We start from the raw sequence: 14,621 nt of genomic DNA, 5'->3' as shown, positions 1-14,621 counted from the left end.
AATCGCTAAGGGTTTCGCGGATCAGTTATAGGAAGCGTCCGGGGGTGAGACAATTGCGGGATCTGTTTCGGGTTTTATGATTTTTGCTTAATGTGATACGCGTAACAAGAATGGCAACAAATAATTAACATGGCACCACCCATAATGCGGATGGCGGTTAATCAACAGCTTAGATGTAGCGGTCAGACGCCAATCAGGTAGGGCGGTTGCGAAAAGTCACTTTCGGCCAGCACATCAAAGGTGCTCATATATAAAAAAAACGCTTTAGTCAGGTCTTCCGCCGTCGGCGTTTGCCACGAGTCACACAGCAAACCAAAAATCATTTCCGGATCGGACATAATCAGGCGGGTGACCAGAACATCGCTGGCAAATAACGCGTTAAAAACATCCAGATGACGGCTACGCTCGGTGGCATCGAGATCGATGATCTGTAAAAACTGCTGGGTGCAGGGCAGCGCATAAAAAAGACGTTCTTCTTCGCACCAGCTATCCGCGGCGGTTGCCCGTTCCAGATGAATTCTGTTCTGCAAACGCCATAAGAAGCCCGTGCCGGAGAGTTCATTCAAAAATATTGGCGAGGAGAGCCGGTGTTTAGTCCAGCGGGCAAAGTCGCGCGCGCTGCGCGGTTGATTGCTGACGCCAGCCAGGCGTATCTCTGCGTTTCCGCTGCTGACCCGCAAGAGATCGTCATATTGTTCAGGGTTAAGCAGTCTGGCTGGCGCCAGGCTTTTACCGGTGAGGCTTGCGGTTCCGGCGCAAAGCAACAGGCTCACGGGCTGGTCTGCTGCCGCAGCGCTGAGCCTGATGCCCTGAGATGAGGCGATCGGTCTGATGACGATGATGCGTTTTGCCTGATGCGGTTGTTGCCAGTACGTCAGGCTGCCATTGATATGCTGCTGAAATGCTCGGGCAGATTCACGCATCCGCCCGGCCCGCCAGAGATGAGGCGGCAATGCCAGGAACTGGTCTAACAACCGGGTTTCATCCGGCAGTCCGGCGGTGAGCAGACGCAGCTGATCTAACGCACGCTGCCAGGCCGGATAATCGAGCGTCGTGCGGTTCGCATCAACGCGAAATTGCCAGGGTTCGAAGAAGATCTCTTGGGTCACATGCGGTTGTTGATTGTAAACACGGAAAAAACGGTTTTGCGCCATGCAGGTCTGATAGAGGCGTGCAGCCTCTTCTGTACCATCGCCGTTGCGCCGGTTCGCCGCTTTAAAGCCTGCGATCGCGGCAACAGCGCGGGAAAGATGCGCCATGCTTGCCTCGAGCCAGTCCGCCAGACCCGCTGTTTTATGCACGACCAGGTGGGGATCCTGATTAATCAGACTCGCCAGCGCGGTAAAAATCCTTTGTTTGTTTTTCAGGTTGCTAAGGGTTTGATTGCAAATCCGGTCATCATAAAGATCGTTATAACGCCACGAAAAGACATTCCAGACGCTGTCGCTAACGGCAATCGTTAACTGCGTGCGTTTCTCCAGTTCAGTTAGCAGGCTGCGCCCACTGTTCCTGAGATTGAGATCGATCTCGATCAAAACCTCGCTGTTAATGCTGAAGCGAAACGGAATCCCGGCGGTGATATTGGTCAGCGCGCGGATCTTCTCTTCTCGGGCAACCTGCGCCAGTAACAGCGAGGATTTTATCCGCTGCTGTTGCTGATCATCCAGCAAAGGCAGGAATTCCGGGCTTTGTTTAGCGGTTTCCTGCGTCATAAAGCGTTCCATGGTGACGTTGAACAGCTGTTGTGAGGATTGTCCGTCGGAGGTGTGAATATGAACCGGCCACTCGGTATAAAGGGCGGGTAAGGGCTGGAGTTCGCCTTGGGTATCAATGATTTGATAGCTGACGCTGCGATAATCGTCTTCGCTGAAAATAAAAAACAGCTCGCCGTTATGGTATTGCAGGGTATGAGGGACTAACTGGCGGGTACTGCTGGTGCCATTTGCCGGTCGTAAATAGGCGCTGGGCGAGAAGATACCCTGCCTGATAAGCGACATGGCGGCGTCATTGTCCAGCAGCCGCCAGCTCTCCGTTGCGGGAGCGAAGTGTTTTCGCCAGACCTCAGGAACGGTTTGTTCAAAGAATATCTGCGCGGAAATTTCACCACGATGTAATGCGGCAACATCATCAATTAATTCGCTACGCAGATTTAATGACGACCAGATTCTGTTATGCACCAGGCGGTCGCTCAGGAGATATATCGCACCCCGGTTCCCCGCCAGACTGGCGAAAAGGTCGCTTTTGCCGTCATTAATAAACCCGAGATAGCAAATAAACCGCATCGGGTCCCACCAGACGCCGCGAAAACCGGTTGCGGGGAGTGCACTGGGGGTAAGGGTCGTGTCTATCTCCCTGCGGGTCCTTAACGCAGTGGCATCTGCGGGCCAGTCAGTATATTTTCCCATCACCTCTGTGATGGCGCGATCGAGGTAATTCACCGAGGACAGGTTCTGCGGTTTGGGCTGGTTGCGGATTTTCCAGTTATTGACCTGGTTGGTTGCCGCCAGCTTTATCACGCGCTCAGACTGAAACTGCTCGGCGAGCAAATCATTCTCGCCATAAAACGGCAGATGTCTTTTCAGCCACAATCCGGTCAGATTTTTTTGTGCCGCAAAATCCGCGCCATTTGTGGCCTGCGCCAGTTGTTGCAAATGACGATGCAGTTCGGATTCCATCATCGTTGCCCATGTTGTTATCACGCTTTCATCATTCAGCCGCGCCGGGGACTCAGGTGTTATTTGTGCCAGATTAAACGGGATGTCGCCGCCGACGACTGAGCCGAAACACACCTCGGTTAAGGCTTTATCCGTCAGGGGGCGGGGTGTCTGGCGAAAGGTGCGAAACATGTACAGAGGCTGGCCGAAGGGGAACAACAAACCCTCCGGCTGTTCAGTGATATCAAAGCCAATCGCTGCCACTCTGCTATCCTGGCCGCCCGTCAGATACCAGGTGAACTGCAACTCCCCCCGATCGCGCGCCAGCCTGAATTGCTTCTCTTTGTCCGTGGGCAGGGTAAAGGTGAGCAGATTGCGCTGGGGCTGGATGGCGGCAACGGCGAGAGCCAGCAACTGCGACTGTTGCGCAGGCGATACTGTCCCGAAACTCAGCTCGGCAAGAAACACCGATAACTTCTGGCTGCCATCGAGGCAGGCGAGGATATGCGTCTGCAACTTAGCCGCCTGTTCCAGGCCGGAAGCCAGTGATTTCAACGCATCTTCGGCATAGTGGCGGCCGGGGATGCTAAGCAACGCCATCTGCCGCTGGGCATTAACCGGAATGATGCCGGCATCCAGCATCGCGATGCTGGAGAGGGTGAGGAGATCGCCGTGCGTGACGTTGGCCAATTGCAGCTGCCGGGCGACAATGGCCCCCAGAACAATCTGCTGTGCGGCGGCATCCTTGAACTGCCTGCCCGCCAGCCAGGGATCAACCCCGTTCAACCCATCAGCAAACGCCAGCAGATGCCGCATGGCGGCGGTGATAAACCGCCGGATAGCCTGGGTTATTGCGTCATTATCGATGCGCAGAATGCGTTGATATCGCTGGCTTAAATCAAGGGACTGCACATTAATAAAATCGCTGGCGCTGAAATGCGCGAGGGTAATCCACGAGCGGTTGATCATGCTTTGCAGCTGATGAAAGACATAGTCATATAACGCAGGGGCGTCAGGCTGGGTTGACTGCAAGGCATCGCTCAACAGTTGCAGCAGTCGATCCGCGTCAAGCAGGGTCTGCGCGGGCAGATAACGCAGCAGCACCTTTATCTGGTAATCAACCATGTTGCCATTGCTATCAATGATCTTATTAATCATCGTCGCGACGTCACTCTGCGTCACCCTATCTGGACAGAGAGGCGTCAATACATGTCCATATAAACGCTCATGGAAGGGGCGTGCCGAGAAAAAGATGAAATTCTGCACGGCGCTATTTAATAACGCGTGATAAAGGCTGCTGTCATTGCTGTTCAGCGTCGGTTGCAAACGTGTGGTCGGTAAAATAACCGCATCAATCAGTTCCGGCTCATCGAGGGAAGGCAGCGGGAAATAGGGATGCTCTCTGTAAACCTGGCGTCGCGAGCGCCGCTGCGTATCAAACATAAAATCATTGGTCAGGAAGGTAAACCAGTTACCGTCATCGGGCTGATAATATTGGCAAAACAGCAGATTCGGGTGCGTGATGCAGCGTTGCCGCATACTGGTTTTCACCAGGGAAATAAACACCGGATTCATGATGCCAGCAACAATAATTTTCAACCCGCCGGCCACCATGGCATTACGCTGTTCATGCTGCCAGCTTGCCATCAGCCCTTTGGTGATATCGGCAAGGAAAGGTTTAAGGTTCTGGCTGTGCATCTGAGGTGACATATATTTCTGAATCTCTGTCAGCCAGTCGGCCTGTGCATCCACGCCCACCCATTGTTCAACAGGGTATTTCGCCAGCACTTTGGCGCTATATTCGATGCGGGCATAAGATTCATAAATTTCCGCAATATCATTTTCCATACGAAACTGATGACGGACAAATTCCGCCAGCGTGGGCAAGACTTCATTAGGCTGAAGCAGGGGATACTGGCGGCATTGACGATGGAAAGCATCAAAATCCGGGCTGAATAAGGTAATCGCCGCCGGATTGTCGCGGATTATGGTATTAATATAACCGGCAAGATGGTGGATGACCGCGGTGTGAAACTTATCCTGTATTGATGAGTGGGTCGAATAGAGCGTGGCGCGGTACAGATTATAACTCAGGTTTTTTTTAATCATTTCCAGTGAACTGTTGCGGACAGATTCAGTACCGGTAATCAGTTGCACATAGAGCTGGGTGTTTTCGCTCAATAAAATATGTCTGAGGATAAACAGATAGTTAAATGAGAACGCCTGGATATTGCCTTGCAGCGTTTTCTGAATGGCATTAATGGCCTGGCTGATAAGCAGGTTTTGATCGGCAGTCAGGATCAGCTGGGGGATAGTATCTCTTTTGTGTAAGTTGTCTTTGAAGTATTCAAAAAAGAATCCTGGACTCAGGTCGCTGCTGTTCGCGTTGAGTTTGTAATGATCTTCGAGTTCTAAAATCTTACCGACATAACTCCATACCGGAATGGTAAAGCTGATAAAACAAAACATCGCCAGCTGATCATAATTATCGGCCATTTTCCAGCCGCTGCCTTCGATAGTGGCGATAATCTCATCGACATCAGGATGTTTTAAGGTATTGAAGAAGATATTCTTGTACAGTTCAGGGTTTTTAATATGAATGTCGAAAATATTGGTGGTCATCTTCAGTGAATTCGGGTCAGCAGAATGGCAGCTTATATTTATCTTTAATGGGGTTAATAGTTTGCTGCGTTCATTTACCATTAACTTGATTGCATCAGGTTTAATCCAGGGGTAAAAAGTATGTATTTTCAGGTCGGACTGCCACTTCCTAATTTCCTTCTTGGTCAGCGCCGCCGCCCAGGGGAAAAGAAAACTTTTGTCTTTTCCTATACTGAATAATGGATATAAGACTTCCGAAGGTTTGCCTGCGATACCGATTATCGTGTGAGAAATTTTCCCATAGGTTTTTTTTAGCTCTGCGTCAATGTTGTTTAATTCTGCTTCAATTGCTGTGATTCTGCCTTCCATCTCCGGCGGGTAACGACTGCGGCTTGATTGCGAAAACGTTCGCGATGCTTTTATCTCTGCTGTCAGTAATTCAAGATTTTGCTGCTTTCTTATTCTTTGCATACTTAAGGTTTTTATTGAATAGAGCAAGCCTTTGGCTGATTTTAACAGCGATGATGTCAGATGGATGTCGGACGCACAGATCACTGACTGAAAAAAGTTTTCCAGCATTGAAGTCAGGATGATATCTTCTCTTTTAATTAACAGATCATCAATCAGTTCAAAGCAGTTTATTCCGGGTAGCTTCTCAATAATCAGTCGCCAGTCGCCTTTTTTGTTATCTTTTTCTCTTTCAGTTTCCGTTGCGGTGTTTATCTTTTCTTTTTCATATAATAAAAACTCGGAGCGGGCATTGACAATTTTCTTGTGTAACACGGCCATTGCGGATGACGTGGTTCCGAGACTCTCTTCAGAAAATGAAGCAATAATATGCTTTTCCGGTCGGGTAATTTTACACAATTTATCGCGCGCATAATGATAACGTTCCTTGATGTATTCCAGCATTTTTTCCGGAGGACTGAGTATTGTGGTTTTGAATTCCTGTTCATCATCGCAAAAGTCCCAAAACGTCTTTCCGTCGAGGAAGACATAAACTTCATCAAGAAATTCACTTCCCAGCTTTTCTATTCCATTTATTTCATTAATCGCGAGCCGGATAACGGGGAGTTGATGATGTATGCGACTGGATTCTATATTAATCACATAATAACGTGTTTCAGTTGAATTGACGTCAGTTGCGCTAAATATTATGGCTTTTTGCCGATAGGGCCGCACGTTGTAGGCAATGGTTTCAATCACGTCGGGATAAAACCTGAAAATTTTAGGTACCAGCATATAGCGCAGTTTCTGCAAACGGCTATTGCTGACATGAATAATTTTTTTCTCGGTATGTGTCCCGTTGATAAATTTTAATTCATCGTGAGGCATGGTTTTTAGCGCAATGCTGACCACATCGGCATACAGACGCATATGTTCATCATAGGTCTTTTGAAACATGTACTCATATTCCTGTTTCAACTCCGAGCGCGTTGGATGCGGCCGCAGCGTGAACGAGGTGATATCGTCGGATATCTGAATACGTAACGACATGGGCACCAGCAAAGGCGTCAGCTCATGAACGACTTTTAGGCCATCATCAAAACTGCGTATCGCATCAAGCAGGTTTTTGCACTCACGTAAATACTGGACGTGCTTATCACGGTGTGGCGGTAAATGTACCCACAGGCCTGAGCTATCGAAGTTTATGGGTGCCAAAACGTTGACGGCTAACGCCTGATAGCGGTTTTCAATTACGTCATTTAAGGTAATAAATACCAGACGCTCAAGTTGTACATCTTTGGCGTGATAGGCAATAAACTCTTCATTGAAGCGTCGGGTATAATTTTCAAACACTTTCCTTTCCGGGTCTAGCTGAATAACGCCGTTATAGAACTCCACCCGACGCAGATAAAAGCCGATTCTTTTTCCCTCATGCAAGGCGAGCCAAAAATCTTCATGCCGTACATACTTATTTTCTGAGTACTGCCTGGCTAAATAATTCCAGTAATAGTAATTTTCCTGCGAAACAACCGCCAGATCGCCTTTTTCGTGAGCTTCAAACTGTACCAGATCGGGTGCGCAGATTAGCGAAATAAATGTTCTCAGTCCTCTTAATCGGGTTAAATTAATAGCACCTAATAATTTCACCAGACTGGCTGAGATAAACTGGCGCATGACGCTGAGTGCTTCACTGACCGTCTCCTGTTTATTCTTTTCCAGATTGCGATGCCAGATCTCATTCGCTTTAATCCCGGTGTCAAGAATGACTTTGTAGACATTAAAAATCTCTTTTCTGCCTGGCGGAGTCAGCAGTATGGAAAAGATATGGGTTAATAAAACCGTCATCTCGTTACGATCATATTGGGTAAAGGTGATAATTTCCGATTTTTCCAGTAATTTTCCTGCATGGTTAAAGTTTAAATCGCCATGGCTATCAAAAATATAATCACTAAATTCATCAACCAGCCGTAGGCCCGTCTGCGCGGAATGCAGCAGTTCTTTGATTTGATTCACCGCGTAATAGCAGGTGTTATTTTCGACGAAAGAGGTGATTAACACCCCGGCAGCGGGCTGTGCGCCATAAGATACCCTCTGTTGCATACCGGTGCTTTCCTCATCCACCGTGTCTCTGCGGCCTGATACAGGATAATAATGATAAGCGGCATAGACGCTGGCCAGACCCAATGCCGCGACGCCAGTACAACTTTTCCATGGCCGTTGCTGGGCAATGGCAAGCGTAGCCATTACCCCAAGCAGTGGAACATTGGCGCTGGCGGTGCCGGACGCTGCGGTCTGATGATCCTGAGGCGTCACCGGTGGCGGGAGGGTTTTTGGCTGCGCCAGCGATCGGGTCTTTTCCACCCTGATTAGCTGTTCAATAGAGGGCGCATGTGCAGGAAAAGCCCATGTCACCAGATTAAAAGAATCAATGTATTTAATGGTCTTTGCCAGCGTGGGGGAAAACAATGAAATACCCGATAGCAGTAAAGGTTTAACCCCTTCATTTAACGCTGGCAGGGTGATCAATGTGGGGGATAAAAACGCAGAGAAGAAATTTAGCAGCACAATGTCGCCGGGTATTTCGCTGAACGGGGTATTTTGGGCAAACATCGGGTCTCGGAGTGCCATCCCTTTAGCCAGTGCCGCCACCAGTTGGTTAAACACCGCCTGATTAAAATTTTCAGGCGCAGCGGTGGCAATGTCCGTGAGGGTAAGGAACTCTTTTACGGGATGTTCTGCCGTTCCCGGCGGTTTGTAGAGATCAACCAATATTTTCTTCACCGCCGGGCGCTTAATAATCTCCAGCGCGCGGCGGAGATTGAGATGTTTTGCGTAGGGATAAATAACATGGCTGAAATAGTCCAGCTCCCGGTCAACGAATTTTCTCTCGGTTAACACGGCGGCGGGGATGTTTTTATAGATTGCCTGGGAGAAAGGTTGGCAGGGGGCGTTGATTATACGTTTTATCCCCTTTTTAAGCCGGTTATGTCCGGTAAGGAGCCGATTTAGCCAGTCGCTACTCTTCATAAAAACAGCAGGTTGTATGTCAGATTCCATTTGCAAATTCTCTTATTTGCTTTAAATATCCTTATATCGATTCACATCAATGAACCGCCGCATATCCTGCACAACTGTAGTACATTATTTCCCCCATGAGACCGACACATTGACAGGAATAGCGGGCGAGGTTGAAGACGATGGATAAAATACTCCCAGCCGCCGTGCGACAACGTATGCCTTTCGCGCTACGCGCGGGCTGCTGTTGTGGATTGCCGGTGGTGGTTGGCTATTATGCGGGCCATATCCAGTTTGGGCTGCTGGCGACCATCGGCGGCTTCACGGCGCTGTACGGCAGCGATCTCCCCTGGGGAAAACGCGCCCGGCTGCTGGCCATCATCGCCGTGGTGTTGTCAGCCATTGTGGTGGCGGGCATCACGGTCTCCCCCTATCCGTGGCTGGCCGTGGTAGTGGTCGCCAGCATTGCTTCCGCCGCCACCTTTATCTGTAATTTCCGCCAGATTGGCCCACCCGGCGCCTATATGTTTGCTCTGGCCTGCGCCAGCGGCACCGGGATGACCGCCAGCGCGGCGGACCCGTGGCAGAGTGGCCTGTGGGTGTTGTGCGGCGGCGCAATCTCATGGCTGGCCCATATGCAGGGTTATTTGTTTGATCGGCACGGTCCCGGCAGCAAGACGCCAGCCCCGGCGACGGCACCGGCGCTGGACAAGGCCAGACACACCACCTTACGCGTGGCACTGGGCACCCTGATTGCCGGATCGATCGGCGTCCTGCTGGGACTGGATCATGCCTACTGGGGCGTGGCGGCGGTGGTGGTGGTGCTCAATCAGCCGGATGCGTTGCCGGGCACCACCCGCCGCGCGGTAAACCGTCTGCTCGGGACGCTGCTGGGACTGGTGCTTGCCTGGGGACTTTTGACACTCAATCCACAGGGGCTGTGGATCGCGCTGACAGTGGGTTTGTTGCAATTTACCATCGAAATCTGGGTGGTTTTGCATTACGCGGTCGCCACGATCTTTATTACCGCTAACGCGCTGACCATCGCGGCCGGTGGGCGGCCTTTCAGCGACGTCAGCTCCCTGTTTGCCGCCAGAGCGCTGGATACCTTAATCGGCGTGACAGTGGCAATCGCGGTGTTCAGCATCACCATGCAGCGGCGACAGGACGCGGTTGCCCCTCCGCCGCATAAGTGATGCCGGGATCACTTCTCCAGCACATGTTTTTCTGCGGGCGCAGGATGATGTCTGCGTCCGACGATAAACGCGCCAACAAAAATCAGCAATGTCGCCATCAATAAAACGAATAACACGTACATCAGGCTCCATAAAACGCTGACAAAAATGCTGTGCGTCTCTTCCGGCGGGATCAGTAAACCAATCACCGCCATTGCCAGAATCAGCACCGTGGAGGTAAACAGCGTGATATTCACCTCGAAGGTAAACCAGCGGCCGATGATCGGCGGACGCCAGGGGATCACGCCATTGGCATCAAAGGTGCCGCCCTGATAGGCGCGGCGGGTAAACACGGCGATAAAGAAGCCGCCATAGGCAGCACCGGACATCGCCGCCACCAGCCACAAATGCCCGGCAAAATCGGCAAACCAGATCATCCATAAGCCAATTAACGCAAAGCCGATGTAGCTACACACCTGCCATACCACATGGAAGCGGGCGTGCGGCACCCAGAGCGGATTGGTCATATGGGTGGCATTACTGTCAAAGATAGCCGGGATAAGACTATAACCTAAGGTGCTGATAGTTAATAAAATTTGTAGGGTAATCAGGTTCATCTTCTCTCTCCATTTTGGATTGGCGGGTCCCGTTTATTGTGTGGCTGCCCGTGGCCTGAGCATTCCGGGCAGCCGTTGCCGGGTTATTCCTGCCGACTGAGATCGAGTGCGACATCAACAATCATATCTTCCTGCCCGCCGACCATACGGCGTCGGCCCAGTTCCACCAGGATATCTACTGCTTTCAGGCCATACTTCTGCGCCGCGATCTCCGCGTGGCGCAGGAAGCTGGAATAGACCCCCGCGTAGCCCAGCGCCAGGGTTTCACGATCGACCCGCACCGGTCGATCCTGGAGCGGACGAACAATATCATCCGCAGCGTCCATTAGCGCGTAGAGGTCGGCACCGTGTTGCCAGCCCAGTTTGTCGATGGCGGCGACGAACACCTCCAGCGGCGTGTTGCCCGCACCGGCCCCCATGCCCGCCAGACTGGCATCCACACGATCACAGCCTTCTTCAATGGCGACAATCGAATTCGCCACACTCAGGCCGAGATTATGGTGGGCGTGCATCCCGGTCTGAGTGCGCGGGTCCAGCACCTCTTTCAGTGCGCGAAAGCGATCGCGAATATCGCGCATATTCATCGCGCCGCTGGAATCTACCACGTAGACGCAGCTGGCCCCGTAGCTCTCCATCAGCTTCGCCTGCTGGGCCAGTTTTTGTGGCGTCGTCATATGGCTCATCATCAGGAAGCCCACCGCGTCCATGCCGCTTTCCCGCGCAAAACTCAGATGCTGGCTTGAGACATCCGCTTCGGTACAGTGGGTCGCTACGCGCACCACGCTGGCACCCGCCGCCTGGGCATTGCGCAGATCGTGCAGGGTGCCGATGCCGGGGATCAGCAGCGTGGCGATTTTTGCGTGGCGCACGCTCTGCGCTGCGGCCGCGATCCAGTCAACATCGCGATGCGCAGCAAAACCATAGTTAAAGCTGGAACCCTGCAAACCGTCGCCGTGCGCCACTTCAATGCTGTCGACCCCGGCGCGATCCAGCGCCCCGGCAATGGTTTTCACCTGTTCGAGTGAATAACGATGGCGTACGGCATGGTTGCCATCGCGTAAGGTGACATCGGAAAGATAGACCGTCATAACAGCGTCTCCTGCAAACTCTGGCGCGCCCCGGCGAGGCGGCGCAGGGCGAGATGATCGGCACAGGCGAGGGCGGCGGAAGTCATAATATCCAGATTGCCCGCAAAGGCCGGTAAGAAGTGTGCCGCCCCTTCAACTTCAATCAGCACGGTGATCTTCAGACCACGCGTGAGACCGGCCGCCGGGGTGAGCGCCAGTTGTTCCTCGCTCATCTCGTCAAACTGCACCTGTTGTTTCAGGCGATAGCCGGGGACATAATGCTGCACGCGGCGCACCATGGCCTCGATGCTGGCGCTGATTTTTTCGCGGTCGGCGACATCGGTAAGCAGATAAATGGTGTCACGCATCATCAGCGGCGGTTCGGCCGGGTTGAGGATAATGATGGCTTTTGCCTGACGGGCGCCCCCGACCTCTTCAAGTGCGCTGCGCGTGGTTTCGGTGAACTCATCGATATTGGCGCGCGTGCCGGGTCCCGCCGAGAGACTGGCGATGGAAGCCACAATTTCGGCGTAGTGGACCGGCGTCTGCTGTGCGACCGCCGCCACGATGGGAATGGTGGCTTGCCCGCCGCAGGTCACCATATTGATATTGCCAGCGTCGACGCTGTCCAGGTTGATAGCCGGGATGACGTAGGGACCGATAGCGGCGGGCGTCAGATCAATCACCTGAATGCCATGCTGTTGCAGCACCGCGTTATGCTGCGGATGGGCGCTGGCCGAGGTGGCATCAAACACAATCTGGATATCCTTAAACACCGGCAGCCTGACCAGGCCATCAATCCCTTCGGCGGTGGTGGCGAATCCCGCCTGCGCCGCGCGTGCCAGCCCTTCCGAGCGCGGATCGACGCCGACCATCGCCGCCATGGTCAGATGGCGGGCGTTCTGCATCACCTTCATCATTAAATCGGTGCCGATATTGCCCGGCCCGATGATCGCGACCTTCACTTTTTCCGTCATTCGCTGTCTCCCGTACGCAGCTGGAAGCCGGCTTTACCCAGCGCTTCCATCTCCACTGACACGTAATCGCCCGGCGAGATCCACTCCGCCGCCGTGGCTCCTCCGGCCATCACAATCCAGCCGGCCTGCAATGGCTCCCCGGCCTCTGCGGCCAGTCGTGCGGCACACACCAGCGAGCGCAGCGGATGGCCGAGCAGGGCGGCGGTGGAACCGCAATGCCGGACGCGCCCGTTGATACTGAGCGTCAGACCGAGATTGCTGAAATCCTGACGGGGATCGCCCCAGGGGCCGATCACAAAGCCGCTGGATGAGGCGTTGTCGGCGATCACTTCCGGCAGGGTGAAGCGGAAATTCTCGTAGCGGGAATCAATCACCTCCAGCGCCGGCGCAATGGCTTCAACCGCGGCCAGCGCTTCCGGCGCCGTGACGTTACCCGCCAGCGGGCGCTTAAGAATAAACGCCAGTTCCGGTTCGCAGCGCGGATGAACAAAACGGCGCGCATCAAGGGTGCTGCCTTCTTCAATCTGCATGGCATCGGTTAACCGGCCCCAGATCACATCGGAAAGGCCCATCTGCGCCATCTTGGCGCGGCTGGTAAACCCCATCTTGACGCCTGCGCGACGTTCACCGCGCGCCAGGCGCAGTCCGATGGAGCGGGCCTGGATGGCGTAGGCATCTTCCAGACTGAGCGTTCCCTGCTGATCAAACTGCGGCAGCGCGCGTGCGGCGCGGGCCGCCTCGTCGAGTTGTGCCGCCAGAAGCTGAATATTCACAGGCTTTCCTCCTGAGCAAAAACGGCGCGCACGCTGCCGAGGCCGTTGATACGCGCTTCAAGGATGTCGCCGGGCGCCACGCTGACCATCGGGCCGAGCGCGCCTGACAGAATAACTTCACCGGCGCGCAGTGGGATGCCTTGCTGCACCATGGTGCGCGCCAGCCAGACCACGGCATTAATCGGATGACCCAGGCAGGCGGCCCCTGCGCCGGTGGAGACCGGCTCGCCACGCCGGGTCATCACCATCCCGCACAGCTGCATATCGAACGCGTCCAGCTGGCGTGGCGTGCTGCCGAGTACAAAAGCGCCCGACGAGGCGTTATCGGCGATGGTGTCGGTGATGCGGATATCCCAGTTACGAATGCGGCTGCCCACCACTTCGATAGCCGGTAAGGCGTAATCAATCGCCTGCATCACGTCGAGAAAGGTGGGATGCGCCATGGTCAAATCGTCTTTCAGCACAAAGGCGATCTCCGCTTCGGCTTTGGCCTGCGCCAGCGCGGCGGCGGGGATTGGCTCGCTGTCGCCCCAGCACATGGTGTCAAACAACACGCCAAAATCGGGCTGATCCACACCCAGCTGCTGCTGCACCGCCGGAGACGTCAGGCCAATCTTGCACCCGACACGGCGTGCGCCTGAGGCGATCTGGCGCTGGTGATTGCTGGCCTGGATGCGGTAGGCATCCCCGATGGTCAGCTCAGGCCAACGCTCACGCAGGGGCGCGATGGCGTCGTGGCTCTGCGCGGCATAAAACAGCTGATCCGCCGCGGCGGCAATCTCTGCGTCCGTCATCGCTTGTCTCCTGGTTTGCTGGCCAGCTCATCCTTGGTTTTGTCGCCAACCGCCCAGTGGGCGGCAGGCACGGTGGTGGCATAAACCCGGATGCTTTCCAGCGGCGCATGAAGCGTTTCGGCCACGGTATGGGCCACCGCTTTGACGCAGGCTTTGATCAGTTCGCTATCGCGACCTTCAACCATTGAAATATGAATCACCGGCATGTTTACCTCACTGCAAAATTAACGGAGGAGAGAGGTCAGCATGAGCGGCGTGCTTAATACCGTCCAATACCCTTTAATTACGCTGCAATACCTGTTGGGTATCGACTCAAAGGGTGTTGTTGTCATTATTTGAACTGCTTCGCAGTTTTATTCTTTCCCTTACTCTCCTGCCGGAATTGAAATGTGAAGCAGTTATCAGATTTGCCGGAAATTAATTTTTCGCCGGGGGAAAAGCGTGGTATCTGAAAATGCTTTGATACGATAAAAGTATCGGGAATGAATATTGATGCGCAAA

The 14,621-nt window shown here is 53.4% G+C and carries 8 protein-coding genes; 1 reads left to right on the top strand and 7 read right to left on the bottom strand.

Annotation, left to right across the window (positions count from 1 at the left end; all coding sequences use genetic code 11):
• Positions 1–182: 182 nt before the first annotated feature.
• Positions 183–8,759: a hypothetical protein gene (locus AC6I8V_RS22520; RefSeq protein WP_497846034.1), complete on the bottom strand. Its 8,577-nt coding sequence runs from the start codon at positions 8,757–8,759 to the stop codon at positions 183–185.
• A 140-nt stretch (positions 8,760–8,899) separates the two neighbouring features.
• Here AC6I8V_RS22520 and AC6I8V_RS22515 point away from each other — a divergent pair, with 140 nt between their 5' ends.
• Positions 8,900–9,913: an FUSC family protein gene (locus AC6I8V_RS22515; RefSeq protein WP_497846033.1), complete on the top strand. Its 1,014-nt coding sequence runs from the start codon at positions 8,900–8,902 to the stop codon at positions 9,911–9,913.
• An 8-nt stretch (positions 9,914–9,921) separates the two neighbouring features.
• Here the strand turns inward: AC6I8V_RS22515 and AC6I8V_RS22510 are convergent, their stop codons facing one another.
• The 6 genes from AC6I8V_RS22510 to AC6I8V_RS22485 all read right to left on the bottom strand — a co-directional run bounded on the left by AC6I8V_RS22510 (position 9,922) and on the right by AC6I8V_RS22485 (position 14,326).
• Positions 9,922–10,509: a hypothetical protein gene (locus AC6I8V_RS22510; RefSeq protein ID WP_497846032.1), complete on the bottom strand. Its 588-nt coding sequence runs from the start codon at positions 10,507–10,509 to the stop codon at positions 9,922–9,924.
• 83 nt (positions 10,510–10,592) lie between these two features.
• Positions 10,593–11,597: a 4-hydroxy-2-oxovalerate aldolase gene (dmpG, locus tag AC6I8V_RS22505; protein ID WP_497846031.1), complete on the bottom strand. Its 1,005-nt coding sequence runs from the start codon at positions 11,595–11,597 to the stop codon at positions 10,593–10,595.
• Positions 11,594–12,553 (bottom strand): acetaldehyde dehydrogenase (acetylating), encoded by a 960-nt coding sequence (locus AC6I8V_RS22500; RefSeq protein WP_497846030.1) that lies wholly within the window; start codon positions 12,551–12,553, stop codon positions 11,594–11,596. The genes dmpG and AC6I8V_RS22500 overlap by 4 nt, the downstream gene beginning before the upstream one ends.
• Entirely contained in the window at positions 12,550–13,326 is a 777-nt protein-coding gene (locus AC6I8V_RS22495) for a 2-keto-4-pentenoate hydratase (protein WP_497846029.1), read from the bottom strand. The genes AC6I8V_RS22500 and AC6I8V_RS22495 overlap by 4 nt, the downstream gene beginning before the upstream one ends.
• Positions 13,323–14,120: a 2-keto-4-pentenoate hydratase gene (locus AC6I8V_RS22490; protein ID WP_497846028.1), complete on the bottom strand. Its 798-nt coding sequence runs from the start codon at positions 14,118–14,120 to the stop codon at positions 13,323–13,325. Before AC6I8V_RS22490 ends, AC6I8V_RS22495 begins: the two co-directional genes overlap by 4 nt.
• Positions 14,117–14,326, bottom strand: a complete 210-nt coding sequence (locus tag AC6I8V_RS22485; RefSeq protein WP_497846027.1) for a tautomerase family protein — start codon at positions 14,324–14,326, stop codon at positions 14,117–14,119. Before AC6I8V_RS22485 ends, AC6I8V_RS22490 begins: the two co-directional genes overlap by 4 nt.
• Between the last annotated feature and the right edge of the window lie 295 nt (positions 14,327–14,621).

It is taken from the genome of Pantoea sp. X-Soil-TKNS-1207 (genome assembly GCF_059730485.1).
The sequence above is the reverse complement of the archived record's forward strand: the minus strand, read 5'-3'. Positions and strand labels throughout refer to the sequence as shown.